Source organism: Streptoverticillium reticulum, from assembly GCF_047456005.1.
In the GTDB taxonomy this organism is placed as follows: domain Bacteria; phylum Actinomycetota; class Actinomycetes; order Streptomycetales; family Streptomycetaceae; genus Streptomyces; species Streptomyces reticulum.
Genome location: NZ_CP179755.1, coordinates 1,039,317 through 1,055,266, shown reverse-complemented (window position 1 = coordinate 1,055,266; position 15,950 = coordinate 1,039,317). Strand labels below are relative to the sequence as shown.

General features: G+C 72.6%; 11 protein-coding genes and 2 pseudogenes. 7 read left to right on the top strand and 6 right to left on the bottom strand.

The genetic code is table 11. The features are described from left to right. Nucleotides 1-323: 323 nt before the first annotated feature. From ACMATS_RS04755 to ACMATS_RS04745, 3 genes and pseudogenes are all read left to right on the top strand, one after another. Nucleotides 324-1,337 carry an isopenicillin N synthase family dioxygenase gene (locus tag ACMATS_RS04755; RefSeq protein WP_414166995.1) on the top strand — a complete coding sequence of 338 codons (1,014 nt, stop codon included), beginning with the start codon at nt 324-326 and terminating at the stop codon, nt 1,335-1,337. 149 nt (nt 1,338-1,486) lie between these two features. Then, nucleotides 1,487-2,729: pseudogene (locus tag ACMATS_RS04750) on the top strand (DUF692 domain-containing protein). Nucleotides 2,730-2,764: 35 nt separating this feature from the next. Next, nucleotides 2,765-3,445, top strand: a pseudogene (locus tag ACMATS_RS04745) (TIGR04222 domain-containing membrane protein); the annotation flags it as partial. Between the two features lie 126 nt (nt 3,446-3,571). On the opposite strand, the gene ACMATS_RS04740 reads toward ACMATS_RS04745, so the two are convergent. Then, entirely contained in the window at nt 3,572-4,993 is a 1,422-nt protein-coding gene (locus tag ACMATS_RS04740) for a sodium/calcium exchanger protein (protein ID WP_414166994.1), read from the bottom strand. A gap of 74 nt (nt 4,994-5,067) precedes the next feature. Here ACMATS_RS04740 and ACMATS_RS04735 point away from each other — a divergent pair, with 74 nt between their 5' ends. Further along, complete coding sequence (locus tag ACMATS_RS04735; protein WP_414166993.1) at nt 5,068-5,985, top strand: AraC family transcriptional regulator; 918 nt, start codon at nt 5,068-5,070, stop codon at nt 5,983-5,985. 104 nt (nt 5,986-6,089) lie between these two features. Then, nucleotides 6,090-6,509: a hypothetical protein gene (locus ACMATS_RS04730; RefSeq protein ID WP_390778691.1), complete on the top strand. Its 420-nt coding sequence runs from the start codon at nt 6,090-6,092 to the stop codon at nt 6,507-6,509. 91 nt (nt 6,510-6,600) lie between these two features. Here the strand turns inward: ACMATS_RS04730 and ACMATS_RS04725 are convergent, their stop codons facing one another. The 5 genes from ACMATS_RS04725 to ACMATS_RS04705 form a co-directional block, all read right to left on the bottom strand. Continuing rightward, nucleotides 6,601-6,969 (bottom strand): hypothetical protein, encoded by a 369-nt coding sequence (locus ACMATS_RS04725; protein ID WP_390778692.1) that lies wholly within the window; start codon nt 6,967-6,969, stop codon nt 6,601-6,603. 158 nt (nt 6,970-7,127) lie between these two features. Next, the gene (locus ACMATS_RS04720) at nt 7,128-8,162 is read right to left on the bottom strand and encodes a methyltransferase (RefSeq protein ID WP_414166992.1); all 1,035 of its coding nucleotides are present in this window, start codon (nt 8,160-8,162) and stop codon (nt 7,128-7,130) included. A gap of 143 nt (nt 8,163-8,305) precedes the next feature. After that, nucleotides 8,306-9,115 (bottom strand): putative hydro-lyase, encoded by an 810-nt coding sequence (locus tag ACMATS_RS04715; protein WP_414166991.1) that lies wholly within the window; start codon nt 9,113-9,115, stop codon nt 8,306-8,308. A gap of 134 nt (nt 9,116-9,249) precedes the next feature. Then, the gene (locus tag ACMATS_RS04710; RefSeq protein ID WP_414166990.1) at nt 9,250-12,153 is read right to left on the bottom strand and encodes an FAD-binding and (Fe-S)-binding domain-containing protein; all 2,904 of its coding nucleotides are present in this window, start codon (nt 12,151-12,153) and stop codon (nt 9,250-9,252) included. A 12-nt stretch (nt 12,154-12,165) separates the two neighbouring features. Beyond that, entirely contained in the window at nt 12,166-13,332 is a 1,167-nt protein-coding gene (locus ACMATS_RS04705) for a pyridoxal-phosphate-dependent aminotransferase family protein (RefSeq protein WP_414166989.1), read from the bottom strand. A 98-nt stretch (nt 13,333-13,430) separates the two neighbouring features. Between ACMATS_RS04705 and ACMATS_RS04700 the strand changes: the two genes are divergently transcribed. Further along, on the top strand, nt 13,431-14,177 hold the full coding sequence (locus ACMATS_RS04700; protein WP_414166988.1) for an IclR family transcriptional regulator: 747 nt from the start codon (nt 13,431-13,433) through the stop codon (nt 14,175-14,177). A 148-nt stretch (nt 14,178-14,325) separates the two neighbouring features. Continuing rightward, nucleotides 14,326-15,942 (top strand): L-lactate permease, encoded by a 1,617-nt coding sequence (locus ACMATS_RS04695; RefSeq protein WP_414166987.1) that lies wholly within the window; start codon nt 14,326-14,328, stop codon nt 15,940-15,942. Nucleotides 15,943-15,950: the final 8 nt, after the last annotated feature.

Below are 15,950 nucleotides of genomic sequence, written 5' to 3'. Positions count from 1 at the left end.
CCGTCCCGGGGGTTCGATCGCGGCGCGAACGTATTACCCTCAGGGATGTGAATACGCTCGTCAAGCGCCGCCACGTGGACTTCGTCCGCGTCACGACCATGTCCTGTCGCCGCTCCGCCTGACGCTTCACGCTGCCGCCCGGTACCTCTGCTGCCGTGGCCTCTTTGTGCTCTTCCTGTCTGCGTTTTTCTGCATTCCGAGCTCTGCCAGCTTTTGCTTTCCTAGCCGCTTCCCGGCCCCGCGCTTCCGCACACCTGCGGCGGCTTCGCGGGCCACCCGGTCACCACCGGGTGCGACCGGGCCTTCACGCTGTGGGACACCCCATGATCAACGAGCTTCCCGTCATCGACCTCTCCGCCGCCTCCGGTGGGCCCGACGCCCGCGCCCGCCTCCACGACGCGCTGCACACCGCCGCCCGCGACGTGGGCTTCTTCCACCTGACCGGCCATGGCATCACCCCCGCCGAGACCGATGCACTGATGAGCGCCCTGCGCGCCTTCTTCGCCCTGCCCGAGGCCGAGCGGCTGGCCATCAGCAACCTCAACTCCCCCCATTTCCGCGGCTACACGCGCATCGGCGACGAGCGCACCGGCGGCAGCCGGGACTGGCGCGACCAGCTCGACATAGGCGCCGAGCGGACCCCGCGCATACCCGCCGGCGACGAGCCCGGCTACTGGTGGCTGGAGGGCCCCAACCAGTGGCCCGCCTCGCTGCCCTCCCTGCGCGCCAGCGCCCTGCACTGGATCGACCGGCTGAGCTCCGTGGCCCGGCAGCTGCTCCACGAGCTGCTCACGTCGATCGGCGCCCCGGCGGACTTCTACGACGAGGCCTTCGCCGAGCGTCCCCACCTGCACCTCAAGCTGGTCCGCTACCCCGGCAGCGCCCCCGACGGCGCGGGGCAGGGCGTCGGCGCCCACAAGGACTACGGCTTCCTGACCCTGCTGCTGCAGGACCAGGTCGGCGGCCTCCAGGTGGAGAACCCGGACGGCACCTTCATCGACGTGCCGCCGCTGCCGGGCGCCTTCGTCGTCAACCTCGGCGAGCTGCTCGAAGTGGCCACCAACGGCTACCTCAAGGCCACCAACCACCGGGTGGTGAGCCCGCCCGGACAGCGGGAGCGCTTCTCGGTCCCGTTCTTCTACAACCCGCGGCTGGACGCCCGGATCGCGCCGGTGCCGTTCCCGCACGCCGACCGCGCCCCCGGCGTCACCCAGGACGCGGCCAACCCGCTGTTCGCCGAGTACGGTCGCAACGAGATCAAGGGCTGGCTCCGGGCGCACCCCGAGGTCGCGCGCCGCTACCACAGGGACCTGGTCGGGGCAGGGGCCGCCGCCTGACGGGAGGATCCCGGCGGAAGGACCTCGAAGCAAAGATCACACACGGATCCCGTTTCACCCCCTCGGTCAAGGGTTAGTAAAGTGCGGGGAGGGGAATCACTCTCCGTACAGGGCGCCGGGCGCCACGGGGGAGCACGAGGGGCGGGATCATGAAAGTGCTGGGGACGGGCATCGGCTGGCGGCCGCAGATCGCCGAAGCCGTCGAAGGGCTGCCGGGAGTCGACTGGGTGGAGGTCGTGGCGGAGAACATCTGCCCGGGCCACCTCCCCGACTCCCTCCGGCGGCTGCGCGAGCGCGGTACGCCCGTCGTCCCGCACGGTGTCTCCCTCGGCCTGGGCGGCGCCGACCGCCCCGACCTCGGCCGCCTGGTCGGGCTGGCCGAACGGGCCGAGGCGCTGGAAGCGCCGCTGGTCACCGAGCACATCGCCTTCGTCCGGGCCGGCACGCCGCGGGTGGAGGCCGGGCACCTGCTGCCGGTGCCCCGCACCCGCGACGCCCTGGACGTGCTCTGCGAGAACGTGCGCATCGCCCAGGACGTGCTCCCGGTCCCCCTGGCCCTGGAGAACGTCGCGGCCTTCCTGACATGGCCCGACGAGGAGTTCACCGAAGGACAGTTCCTGGCCGAACTGGTGGAGCGGACCGCCGTGCGGCTCCTCGTCGACGTCGCCAACCTCCATACCAACCACGTCAACCGCGGCGAGGATCCCGCGTCCGTCCTGGACGAACTGCCCGTCGAGGCCATCGCCTACGTCCACGTGGCAGGCGGCTTCGAGCGCGAGGGCCTGTGGCACGACAGCCACGCCCATCCGGTGCCGCGGCCCGTGCTGGACGTCCTGGCCGCACTGTGCGAACGGGCCACGCCCCCCGGCGTATTGCTGGAGCGGGACGACAACTTCCCCGAAGCGAGCGTGCTGTCGGCGGAACTCGACGCGATACGGTCCGTGGTGGCCGGGGGAGCGCCCCACCGTGTCTGACCCCGGCGCCACGGCGGCACGGCAACGGCTCGCCCAGGCGCAGTCCGCGCTGCTCTCCTCCCTGGTGGCCGGCGCCCCACCTCCGGCCGGCTTCGACCCCGGGCGGCTGGGAGCGCAGCGGCGTGCACTGCTCGACAAACGGGCCGGGGTGGCGGCCAGGACGGCCCCCGCGCTGCGGGAGATCCTGGGCCGGGACTTCCGGCGCCTGTTCCTCGCCCACACCCAGGGTCGGCCCATGGCCGACGGCTACCGCCGGGATGCGCTCGACTTCGCCCGCGCGCTGCTGAGCACGCCCGACGCCGTCCCCGAACCGGACCGGCGCCGCCGCCTCGCCACCTGGGTTGCGGAGCAGACGGCTCCGCCCCCGCCCCCCGGACTTCTTCGCCGCCTGGCCACGGCACTGCGCTTGAGCGCCTGACGCCTGCCGCGCGCTGAACGAAAGGCAACCGACCGATGATCTTTGCTGCCCTCGGGGCACTGCTGTGCCTGCTTCTCCCTTCCGCGTGGCTGCTGCGGATACGGCGGCAGGCGCGGGGAGCAGGCTTCCTCGACCCCGAACCGAACCTTGTGGAGGTGGCCTATCTGTGCGGCGGCGCGGGCAGGGTCGCCGACACCGTCATCACCAGGATGTACGCCGACAAACGCATCACGGTGAAGAACGACAAGGTCATGGTGGTCGAACCCGTCACCCACAACGCCATGGAGCGCGCGCTGTTGAAGCGCTGCTCCACCTGGAGTAACACCCTGCGCGGGGTGCGCAGGGCCATGCGGCGCGACCCTGCCCTGGAAGCCGTGCACGACGTGCTGGTGAAGCAAGGACTGTTGCTGACCGCGAGGGCATGGCGCATATGGCGCCGGGTCGTCGTCCTGCAGCGGGCAGGGCTCTTCGTCGCGGGCTTCATTACATTCGTGCTGCTGTTCAACACCCGTTCCTACCCGGCACCGTTGATCCTGCTGCCGCTGGTGGTCGCCGGGATCGTGGTGCAGATGACGTGCCGACCCGGCAAGGGCTGGATCCCGTACACCGATCGCGGTCGTGCCGTGGCCCAGGACCTGAGGAGGAAGGATCCCTGGCAGGAGAGCGACCCGGCAGTCCACCCCGAAGGCCTCGCCGGGGTCGTCGCCGTGCGGGGGTTCGGGGCCCTGACCGACGACGACCTGCGCAAGCAGTTCGAGAAGGCGGCGGAACAGAGCGAGGCCGCACGTCGTGCCGCCCGGAGCCGCCGGGCGAGCACCTACGGCTCCTCGTCCTCAGTCTCCTCATCCTCCTCCTGCTCGACGGTCGTCGTGGGGGCCTCCTGCGACGCCGGTGGCGGATCCGGCTTCGGCTGCGGTTCCGGCGACGGGGGCGGCTCCAGTTGTTCGAGCTCCTCCAGCTGCTCCACCAGCAGCTGTTCCTCCAGCAGTTGCTCCTCCTCCAGCTGCAGCAGCAGTAGCTGTTCCTGAGCCTCCCGCACCGCCGATCGCCCGCAGAGCCGGCGCCGCCAGGTGCCACCGCCGGGTCAGCAGGATCGCCGCGAGGGCCAGGTACAGGTACGTCAGGACCGGGCGGGCACTCTCGGACGGCAGGAGGAACTGGGTCACGAACAAGCCGAACAGGCCTGCCGCCTCCCACGCCCGGAAGCGGAGGTCGAGGAGGACGACCACGGCCAGGACGGTCTGCGCCGCCGTCAGGGCGACCTCGTCGACCTGGCGCTCGACGAGGGGGAGGCCGCCGGGGGAGCCCCCTCCGGCGAGGTAGGCGACGGGGAGCAGGCCGACCAGCAGGGTCCACTGGTTGACCTTGCTGCTCAGCAGTGCCCCGAGGCCGTCGTCGCCGCGCAGGCGCCATGCGAAGACGACGGCGACGAGGAGTTCGGGCGCCTCGGTCGCCAGTGGCGCCACCCACTGGACGAGGAGGAAGCGGTCGACGCCCAGCGAACTGCCCGCCCCGACGAGGGAGTTCGCAAAGGGCTCGGCCGAGGCGAAGACGGCCACGGCGGCCGCCGCGAAGAGCGCGGCCGTCACCGGCCGGCGCCGGGACGCGGGCAGTCCGGCCAGCCGGGCCGGGACGCCCACCGGCTCCTCGTCCGTGTCGGCGCCGCTGCGGCCGATGCGCCACAGGTAGAACCCGTACCACGGCACCAGGAACAGCGGTACGTACCAGGCGATCTGCCGCGTGAGCGGCATGACGAAGGCGAACACGGCGGCCACCGCGAGGAAGCCGATGTCGATCCGGCGGTGCGGGCCCAGCACCACGTCCGGCGGGACCCGCCGCCCGCGCCGGCCGGTGCGGCGCGCCGCGAGGAACCCCGCGAGGGCGACCAGCGGCCAGCCGACGCCGATGAGGAGCCGGTTGGCGCCGGTCATGTTGGCCGCGGCATAGGCGGCGTTGCCGGGCGTGCCGGCCGCGCTGTAGGCGAAGTACAGGTCGACGGCGTACTCGGGCAGCACGGCGACGAAGGCCAGCAGGGACAGGGCCAGCGCGCCGGGCATGTCGGCGCGGGCGGTCTCCGCCGCCCACATCAGCAGGACGGCCGCCGCGAGGACCCCGAGGCCGAAGACGAGCATGCCGCCGACGGCCCCGGGATCCGTATCGGTCAGCCGCAGGGCCAGGGCCGGGACGGTGGCGAGCAGGGCTGCCCCCAGGCGTCTGCGGACGGCCGCGGTGCCGGGCGGCACCGTTCCTGTCGTGGTGGCCATGGCGCTCTCCTCCCGTGCCTTCCGGATCTCCACTCTGCGGGGGCGGGTGAACGGTGTGCGAGGTATGTTCGGGCATGGCCATGGTCGAAAACGGACATACGGCGCCGATCGTCGACGTCGGCTACCGGAATCCGCACTGTCCGGCGCTCGGTATGGACGTCGGGACCCTTGCCGACGCCCGCCGCCGGGTGCCGCCGGGCGAGGAGGGCGCTCCGCAGCGGCTCGACTTCCATCTCCTCGTCCTGGTGACCCGCGGCCGGGGGACGCACATGATCGATTTCGTCGGGCACGACTGCCGGCCCGGCACGCTGCTGTGGATCCGTCCGGGCCAGGTCCACCGGTACGCCCCCGAGCCGGGGCTCCGGGCCCGTCTCGTCCTCTTCACCCCGGACTTCCCGTCGCCCTCGACGGCCCGGGGCCTGCTGGACGACCCCCACGGCCCCGCGCACTGGCGGCTGTCCGGGCCCGACCGGGCCGAACTCGCCCTGCACACCGACCTGATCGCCGCCGCCCACGCCGCGCACGAGCAGCAGCCGGCCACCGAGCTGCTGCGGCACCTGCTCACGGCCCTGCTGCTGAGGATCGCCCTGCTGCCCGGCCCCGAACGCGGGCCGGCCCCCGCCGGGGCAGCCGAGCTCTTCGCCCGTTTCCGGGCCGCGCTGGAGGAGACGTACGCCGACCACCGGTCCGTCGCCGCCCATGCCGCCGCCCTGGCCACGACGCCCAAGACCCTCACCAGGGCCTGTCACCGGGTGGCGGGGATGTCCGCGAAGGCCGTCGTCGACGCCCGGGTGGCGCTGGAGGCCAAGCGTCTGCTCGCGCACACGGATCTGTCCGCCGCCGCGATCGGGCGGCGCCTGGGCTTCACCGAGGCGGCCAACTTCGGCAAGTTCTTCACGCGCGCCACGGGGCAGTCGCCCGGGGACTTCCGGCGCGACCCCTTCGTCGCAGAGGCCGGCCCGGTGCCGTCGAGGATTGGGCCGTCCGGCTGAATATGGTCCGCGAGCGTTTGGCCTTCTGTGGGTTGCCGAGACCGGGCGGGACAACCACGGCAACGATACGTCCTGGACCAACAGGCGGACCGGCGAGGAGCGTCGTGAAAAGACTCGGGCAAGCGGTGAGCTTCACCGGGGCATGCGGTCTGGTGCTGTTCGGCAGCGGCATCGCGCAGGCACAGACCACCAATCCGTCCAGTCCGGGATCCCTGCTGGGCGCCGTGGCGGGCGCCGATCTCGGTACCGTTACGCAAATGGTGTCGGGAGTGGTCTGCAACAACCGCCTCGTCGAGTACAACTACTACTCGCCGAGGATCAAGTCGCCGCATCCTTGCATCAACGGTCCGGTCGACAGCGGAAACAACGAGAACTCCAACAATTTCCTCAACCACGGAAACCCGGTGGACAGCGGCAACATCAAGAACGCCGCCGGTTCCACCAACAGCCTCAACGAGGTCAACGGCCCGAGGTCCAACAGCAGCAACGACACCTCCCTGGGGCACCCGATCCTCCCCTGGTGATGATCCGGACGCTGCCCGGACCCCGAAACGCCTCGGCCCCCGGGTGACCGGGGGCCGAGGCGTTTGCGGATGCCGTGGCGTCGGCGTCGGTTCACGTGAACTGGCCGCCGCCCCCGCCGGTGTGGTCCAGGTGGTTGGAGCTGTGCGACGAGGAGCCAGTGGAGGACGAACCGGAGTTGACGGACCCGTTGCTGCTCGTGGGACTGCCGCTGCTGGTGGGAGTCCCGGTCAGCCGGACGTTCTGCGCGTTGTTGGTATTGCCGCTGTTCATGGGCCCGTTGATGCAGGTCCGGGCCGCCCTGCCCTCGCAGGAGAATCCGGCAGAGATATGGACGTACGTATTGCCGTCGTCGCCGTACCGCCCGTGACCCCAGGCCATGGCGGGCGACGCCGTGCCCCCGGCCAGCAGCAGGCCGAAAAGACCTGCGGCCGCCATCTTCGTGCGACTGGTTCTCTTCACTGTGTGGTCCTGACCCTCGCGGTTGGTGAATCCCGCAGCCTTGCTACCGGGAGCGCCGGTGCAGGCCAAGTCTGCAGAGCGCCCGGTTCGCCACGTTCACCCTCTCCGACCACCGCATTCACCGTGACGGCCCTTCTGCGGAAGGGACAACGGGGCCTTCAGGCCGCGGCCGCCTCCACGATCGAGGCGAAGCCAGGCGTGGGCAGAATGCGGACGGGGCGCAGTCCGGAGCGGGCGAAGAGGGCGTCGAGTTCGGCGGGGCTGCGGGTGCTGCCGCCGAGGGCGGTCATCATCAGGAGGTCGAGGTCCTTGCCCGGGTGCGGTGCGTTGCCCGGCGGCGGGACGGCGTCGACGACCAGGACCCGTCCGCCCGGGGCGAGGGCCCGCCGGCAGGACCGCAGGATGCGGACGCAGTCCTCGTCGCTCCAGTCGGGCAGGACGTGCTTGAGGAGGAGGACGTCGCCCTCCGGGACGGCGGCGAAGAAGTCCCCCGGTTCGGCCCGCCAGCGTCCGGACAACTCCTCTGTGGCGAGCAGCGGTTCGCGTACCGCCGCGGCCCGGTCGAACAGGACGCCCGACAGGCCGGGGTGGCGCAGCAGGACGGACCGGAGCAGCCCGCCCCGCCCGCCGCCGACGTCCACGACCGTGCCCCGCTCCGGGAACGGGTAAGCGGCCGCGACCACGTCGTCGAGCGGGCCGGAGAAGGCCGCCATCCCGGCGTCGAAGACCTCCCTCGCCGCGCCGTCGGTTTCGAGGTGCTGGAAGAAAGGGGTGCCGAAGACCCGGGGGAAGGCGGATTCCCCGGTGCGCACGGTCCCGGCGAGGTCGGCCGCGGAACGCTGGAACATGTCGTCGGTGAGCAGCAGCACGGCGGAGTGCAGTGAGCCCGGGACGTCGGTGCGCGGGGCGTACGCGGCGGGCGTCAGCCCGAACGCGCCTGCGTCGTCCTCCTGGAAGACGCCGCGCGATGCCAGGTGCCGCAGTAACCGTTGCAGTGCAGCGCCGTCGGTGCCGGTGTCCGCGGCGAGTTCGGCGGCGGTGCGCGGTCCGTCGGCGAGCCGGTCGGCGAGTCGGAGCGAGGCGGCGGTCCGCAGGGCGGCGGAATGGAGGAACCCGAAGGTCTCCTCCATCAGCCGCAGGGCTCCAGAGGCGTCGGGGGCGGCGGCCGGGTGACGGCTGGACGAGGGCTCCACGATGATCTCCCCGGGTCGGCTGGGGGTACGGACGATCAACCCTTCCAGCCGACGGCCGGGCCGCGGCACCGGCGCTGTGCGGATCTCCGGCTAGGACTTCCGTCCTACAGCCTTCCGTCCTACAGCCTTCCGTCCGACGGCGCTCACAGCAGCCGGTAGGCCGAGTCCCTCGCGTCGGTGATGAACATGTGCCCGGGCGCGTGGGTGACGGCGAACGGCGGGGCCGAGGCCATGAGGGCGGCCTGGGGCGTCACTCCGCAGGCCCAGAAGACGGGGACCTCGCCGCTGCGGATCTCGACCGGGTCGCCGAAGTCGGGGGCACCCAGGTCCTCGATGCCGATCGCGGCAGGGTCGCCGACGTGCACCGGTGCGCCGTGGACGGCGGGCATGAGGGCGGTCAGCCGGCGGGCCTCGGCCACCTGCCCCGCGGGGACGGGCCGCATGGAGACCACCAGCGGGCCGTGCAGCCGGCCGGCGGGCCGGCACGGGCGGTTGGTGACGTACATGGAGACGTTGCGGCCCTGTTCGATGTGGCGCAGCGGGATGCCCGCCGCGCTCAAGGTCGCCTCGAAGGTGAAGCTGCAGCCGATGAGGAACGCCACCAGGTCGTCGCGCCACAGACCGGTGACGTCGCCGGGTTCCGCCACGAGCCGGCCGTCCTCCCACACGCGGTACTTGGGCAGGTCGGTGCGCAGGTCGGCGCCGGGCGCGAGCGGTGTGCCGGGGATGCCGGGCTCGGTGACGTCGAGGACGGGGCAGGGCTGGGGGTTGCGCTGGGCGAACAGCAGGACGTCGTAGGCCCAGTCCTGCGGCACGGCGATCAGGTTGGCCTGGGTCCGGCCGTCGGCCCAGCCGGCGGTGGGCCCTGCCGTGCCGTCCCGGAAGGCCGCGCGGGCCTCGGCCGGGGTTGCGGACGCCTGCGGTCCGGGCAGGCGTGGGGCGATGGTTCCCATGCGCACCTCGCGGAGGTGAGGGTGGAGGGCGGCGAACGGCCGCCGGATACGGCAGCCTAGGGATTGTTGAACAAAATCACAAGGTCTCGTCGGTTCAACTCCCTTTGAAGCGAAGCTGGTTGGTGATCGGCTGCTCACAGTGCAGCGCGGACGACCTCCAGCGGATGCCAGGCCCGCCGCCCCGTCCCGTGGAGGATCTGCTGGCGGCACGAGGTCCCCGTGGCGACGATCACCGTGTCGTCGGGCTCGGCCCGTACCGCGGGGAAGAGCCGGTCCGCCCCCACGGTCATGGAGAGTGCGTAGTGCTCCGACTCGTAGCCGAACGAGCCCGCCATGCCGCAGCAGCCCGCGTCCGGCTCGACGACCTCGGTGCCGGGCACGGCCCCGAGCAGGGCGACGGTGGCCGCGGTGCCGACCTCGGCCTTCTGGTGGCAGTGGCCGTGGTGGAGCAGGCGCCGGCCGGCGGGCCAGGAGTCGGCGCGCAGGCGGAGCCGGCCGTCGGCAACCGCTTCCAGGAGCAGATCCTCGACCTGGCGGACCCGGCCCGCGAGGTCGGTGACGACGGGGTCGCCGGGGTGCAGGGCGAGGTGTTCGTCCCGCAGGGTCATCAGGCAGGAGGGTTCGCAGCCGACGACCGGTGAACCCGGGGGCGAGGAGGCCGCGATGCGGTGGGCGAGGGCGCGGGACTGCTCCTTGGCGGCGTCCACCAGGCCCTTGGAGAGCGCGGCGCGGCCGCAGCAGCCGCCGCTCTCCAGGCGGACCTCCCAGCCGCAGTGTTCCAGCAGCTCCACGGCGGCGCGGCCGATGCCCGGCTCGGTGTAGGTCGTGAACGAGTCGGCGAGGAAGGTGAGTTGACCTCGGGGCGCGGGATGTGCCGTGAGCCTCCGCCGCTGCGCCCAGCGGACGAGGTTGCCGCGGGCGAAGACGGGCAGCGGCCGGTGCGGGGTGATGCCCAGGGTCCGGTCGAGCAGGGTGCGCAGGAGGGGGATCCGGCCGGGGAGGTTGGACAGGGGAGCGGTGGCGGAGCCGAGCCGGTTGAGGGTGCGGGCGCCGGCGAAGAGGCGGGAGCGGGCCGGGACGCCGTACAGGTCGTGGCGGTGGGAGAGGGCCTCGGCCTTGAGGGTGGCCATGTCGACGCCGAGCGGGCATTCGCTCTTGCACGCCTTGCACATCAGGCACAGGTCGAGGATCTCGTGAAGGCGCTCGTCGCCCAGGGCGTGCCGGGGGTCGGGGGAGGAGAGCGCCTTGACCAGGGCGCCGGCGCGGCCGCGGGTGGAGTCGTGTTCCTCGCGGGTGGCCATGTAGGACGGGCACATGGTGCCGGTGCCGGTCTTGCGGCAGGCGCCGATGTTCATGCAGCGGTCGGCGGCGCCGCGCATGCCGTCGACGACGGGGAAGGAGAGCCGGGTGCGCAGCGGTGCGGCGGGGGCGAGGGCGGCGTCGCGCAGGTGGTCGGTCATGGCGGGGGCGTCGACGATCTTGCCGGGGTTGAACCGGTTGTCGGGGTCGAAGAGCCGTTTGACCTCGCGCATGGCCTCGTACAGACGCGGGCCGAAGACCTCCCGGTTGAACTCGCTGCGGGCCAGACCGTCGCCGTGCTCGCTGGAGTTGACGCCGCCGAACTCGCCCACCAGGTCCTTGATCTCCTCGGCGACGGCGCGCAGGATGCGGACCTGGGCGGGGTCGGCGAGGTCGACGAAGGGCCGGATGTGCAGGCAGCCGACGGAGCAGTGCCCGTAGAAGCCGGCGGTGAGGCCGTGCCGGTCGAGGACGGCGCGGAAGCGGCGGGTGTAGGCGGCGAGTTGCGAGGGGTGGACGGCGGTGTCCTCGACGAAGGCCAGGGGCCGTCGGGTGCCCTCGCCGGCGGCCATCAGCAGGCCGAGTCCCGCCTTGCGGACCTTGAGGAGCGCGGCCTGCCGGTCGGGGGTGAGGGCGTGCAGGGTGTGATAGCCGTGGCCGTGGCGGGCCCACAGGGCGGTGAGTGCGTCGAGGCGGCCGCGGAGTTCGTCCGCGTCGTCGCCCGTGAAGGCGACGAACAGCAGGGCGCCGGGGTCGCCTTCGAGGAGGGCGGACAGCGAGGCGTATGCGATCTTCTGCCGGGAGAGTTCGAGGATGGTGCGGTCCAGGAGCTCGACGGTCGCGGGGTCGCAGGCCAGGGCGTCCTCGGTGGCCGCGACGGCGGCGTCGACGGAGGTGAAGTGCCCGACGGCGATGACGGTCCGGGCAGGGGCGGGCACGAGGGCGACGTCGGCGCGGGTGGTGAGGGCGAGGGTGCCCTCGGAGCCGACGAGGAGCTGTGCGGGGTCGAAGGGGGAACTGTCGGCGAGCCGGTCGAGCCGGTAGCCGCAGGCGCGCCGCCAGAAGGCGGGGAAGTCCTCTGCGATCGTCCGGGAGTTGGCGGCGAGGAGGCGCGGGAGGTCGCGGTGGATGCGGCCTTCGAGGGTGGACGGGCCGGCGCGGCGGGCGCGTTCGGACTCGGTGACGGGTGCGAGGCGGGCGCAGGTCGCGTCGGAGAGGACGACGTCCAGTGCGCGGACGTGGTCGACGGTCATGCCGTGGCGCAGGGAGCCGCTGCCGGCGGAGTTGTTGCCGATCATGCCGCCGATGGTGGCCCGGTTGCTGGTGGAGGTGTCGGGCCCGAACATCAGCCCGTGCGCGGCGGCGGCCCGGTTGAGCTGGTCCTGGACTACTCCGGGCTCCACCACGGCGGTACGGGTCCGGGGGTCGAGGTCGACGATGCGGTGCATGTGGCGGGAGAGGTCGAGGACGAGCCCGGCGCCGACGGTCTGTCCGGCGAGGCTGGTGCCCGCGCCGCGTGCGGTGACGGACACGCCGTGCTCGGCGGCCGCGGCCACGGCCGCGCGGACGTCCTCGGCGTGGCGGGGGAAGGCGACGCCGAGCGGGGTGATGGCGTACATGCTGGCGTCGCGGGAGTACAGGTGGCGGGTGTAGTCGTCGAAGCGGGCCTCGCCGTCGAGGTCGCGGCGGAGCCGCCGGGCGAGGCCGTCGGCCGTGCTGCTGCCGGGAGCCGATGTCACGGGCGTCTCCGTTCAGGGGGCGCGGAGCAGGTCGAGGGCGGCGTCGAGTCCGCGCGGGTCGAGGGGCACGCCGGCGAGCTGGAGTCCCATCTGCACGCCGGCGAGGGTGCCGGCGAGCGTCAGGTCGCCGATCCGGCCGAGGTGTCCGATGCGCAGGACGCGGCCGGCGAGCCGGCCCAGCCCCGCGCCCAGGGACATCCCGAAGCGCTCCAGGATGACGGCACGTACGTGATCGGCGTCGTGGCCGTCGGGCAGGACGACCGCGGTGAGGGTGGCGGAGTACTCGCGTTCGTCGGCGCACAGGACGTCGAGTCCCCAGCCGCGCACGGCGGCCCGGGTGGCGGCGCCGTGCCGGGCGTGCCGGGCGAAGACCTGCGGCAGGCCCTCGGCGTGCAACAGGCGCAGGGCCTCCTCCAGCCCGTAGAGGAGGTTGGTGGCGGGGGTGCTGGGGAAGAGGCCGTGCCGGTTGGCCTCGATGACGGGGCGCCAGTCCCAGAAGGACTTGGGCAGCCGGGCGGTGCGGGCGGCGTCGAGCGCCTTGCGGCTGACGGCGTTGAAGCCCAGCCCGGGCGGAAGCATGAGGCCCTTCTGCGAGCCGGCCACCGTGACGTCGATGCCCCAGGCGTCGTGCCGGTAGTCGATCGAGGCGAGCGAGGAGACCACGTCGACGAGCAGTAGCGCGGGGTGCCCGGCGGCGTCGAGGGCCTGCCGGATCCCGGGAACGCGGCTGGTGACGCCGGTGGAGGTCTCGTTGTGCACGACGCACACCGCTTTGATCAACCGGCCGCTGTCGGCGTCGAGTTCGCGGCGCACGGCATCCGGGTCGGCGCCGTGGCGCCAGTCACCGGGCAGGACGACGACGTCGAGACCGAGGGAGCGGGCCATCTGCTGCCAGAGGGCGGCGAAGTGGCCGGTCTCGCAGAAGAGCACCCGGTCGCCGGGGCTGAGCGTGTTGACCAGGGCGGCCTCCCAGGCGCCGGTGCCGGAGGCGGGATGGATCACGACGGGACCGTCCGTGCCGAACACCGGCTTGAGGGCGTCGAGCAGCCGGAGGACGAGAGCGGCGAACTCGGGGCCCCGGTGGTCGATCGTCGGTGCCGCGATGGCGCGCAGCACCTGGTCGGGGACGTTGGTGGGGCCGGGGATCTGGAGGAAGTGCTGTCCGATGCGGGAGGCCATGAACGATCAACTCCCAAGCCGTTGTGCCGTGTTACGGCACGCCGTACCGTGAAGAGGCATGCCGGAGGGTAGGCGCGGCGAGCGGAAGGAGTCAACGGATGCAGAACGTCCTCAACGCCCTGCGGACCCTGGAGGAGGTCGCCGCCCGCCAGCCGGCCGGCGTGGCGGAGCTGGCCAGGGCGCTGGGCCTGCCGAAGAGTTCGGTGCAGCGCGCGCTGGTCACCCTGCACGGCGCGGGCTGGATCCGGCCCACCGGGGAGCTGGTCACCCGCTGGGCGGTCACCACCAAGGCGCTGCAGGTCGGCCGGAGCGCCACCGGCGAGCTCGGGCTGCGCGACGTTGCGCTCCCGGTGCTGGAGGAGCTGCGCCGGCGCACCGACGAGACCGTCCACCTGACGGTCCCGGAGGGCGGCAAGGTCGTGCTGATCGAGCGGCTGGAGACATCCCAACCCGTGCGTATCGTCCTGCCGTTGGGGCAGCAGCTGCCGCTCCACGCCTCCTCGAACGGCAAGGCCGTGCTCGCCGCGAGCCCGCCGGAGACGATCGAGCGCTACCTCGCCGAGGGCCTGCCCCGCTACACCGACACCACGATCACGGACCCGGAACGGCTGCGGGCGGAACTGGCCGTCATCCGGGCGCGGGGCTACGCGGTCAACGGCGGCGAGTGGCGCTCGGACGTCTCGGCGGTCGCGGCGGCGGTCGTCGCCGCCGGTTGCGGACCGCCGGTGGCCGGCATCAGCGTCAACGTCCCCACGAGCCGGATGAGCGAGACCTCGCGCACGGCGTTCGGCGCGCTGGTCGCGGAGGCGGCGAAGACACTGGGCGCGGCACTGGAGGGCCACTGAAAGGCCGCTGAAAGGCCGGGCGCGGCCGGGCACTTGACGCCGGGACACCGGCGCCCCATGCTGCCGACTACCGAAAGTGTGCTTCCGCATGGCGGAACTTTCTCGCGGCCAGACCGCCCCTCGGCACCGGAGAAAGCGAGACGCATCCGTGTTCCGGCAAGTCCCCGACCCCCTCGGGCACCCCGCCCTCAGCGCACTCCTCGCCTCCCTCCCCCTGCTGGTGCTCCTCACCCTGCTCGGCGTGCTGCGCACCGCCTCCCACCGCGCCGCACTCGGCGGCCTGGCCACCGCCGCCCTGATCGCCGCGACCGTCTACCGCATGCCGCTGCCCCAGGTCGTCGACGGCGCCGCCGAAGGAGCGGCCTTCGGACTGTTCCCCATCGTCTGGATCGTCCTCAACGCCGTCTGGATCAACCGGCTGCAGCGCGTCGGAGGCCACTTCGACATCGTGGGCAGGACGTTCTCCTCGCTCTCCGGCGACCTGCGCGTGCAGGCCGTCCTCATCGCCTACTGCTTCGGCGCCATGATCGAGTCCCTCTCCGGCTTCGGCACCCCGGTCGCGATCACGTCCCTGCTGCTGCTCTCCCTCGGTCTGGGGCCGCTCAGGGCGGCGACGGTCGCCACCTTCGCCAACACCGCACCCGCGGCCTTCGGTTCGGTCGGCAACCCGATCCAGACGCTGGCCAAGGTGACCGCGTACCCGGCGCACGACCTCGGCGCCATGGTCGGCCGGCAGTCCGCCGTCATCGCGGCACTCGTACCGTTCGTCCTGCTGCTCATGCTCGACGGCCGCAGGGGCCTGACGGAGGCGTGGCCCGCGGCGCTGACCGCCGGCGTGGGCTTCGGCGCGGGACAGTTCCTGTGCTCGAACTACTTCGCCTACCAACTCACCGACATCGTCGCGGCGTTGTGCTCGACGGCCGCGCTGATCGCGCTCTTACGGGTCTGGAAGCCGCGGGGCCGACTGCCCGCCCCCGACGCACCGGACACATCGGAAGACTCCCCGCCCCCCGACCGCCCGTCGGAGGTCGCCCGGGCCTTCTCCCCGTACGCGCTCCTGATCGCCCTGTTCGCCCTGACCTCGTACCACGGCCCCGTACAGCGCTTTCTCGCCTCCCAGGACGTGACCTTCTCCTGGCCCGGCCTCGACGTCCACGGCACGGACGGCCGCCCGGTCACCGTCACCGTCTTCGACTTCGCCTGGCTCGGCGCCTCCGGTACGCTGCTGCTGATCGCCGGAATCCTCACCGCCGTCATCCTGCGCGTACCGGCCCGCCGGGCGGTGCGCTGCTACGCGCAGACCGTGTACGGCCTGCGCCGGGCCGCCCTCACCATCGCCTGCGTCCTCGCCCTGTCCTACGTCATGAACCTCTCGGGCATGGCCGTCTCCCTGGGCACCTGGCTGGCCGGCCTCGGCCGCGCGTTCGCCCTGCTCTCCGGCTTCCTCGGCTGGTTCGGGGTGGCCCTGACCGGTTCGGACACATCCTCCAACGCCCTGTTCGGCGCCATGCAGGTCTCCGCCGCCCGGCAGGCGGGCCTGAACCCGCTGCTCATGGCCGCGACCAACAGCACCGGCGGCGTTCAGGGCAAGGCCGCCGCCATGCAGAACCTGGTGATCGCCGCGGGTGCACTGGGGATTTCGGGGCGCGAGGGCGAGATCCTCCGCAAGGTGATCGGCTGGAGCCTCGGCGTGCTCGCCGCGCTGTGCCTGCTCGCGTGGCTGCAGTCCACGTCGGTCCTGGGCTGGACGGTGCCGGGCGGGTGAACGGCCGC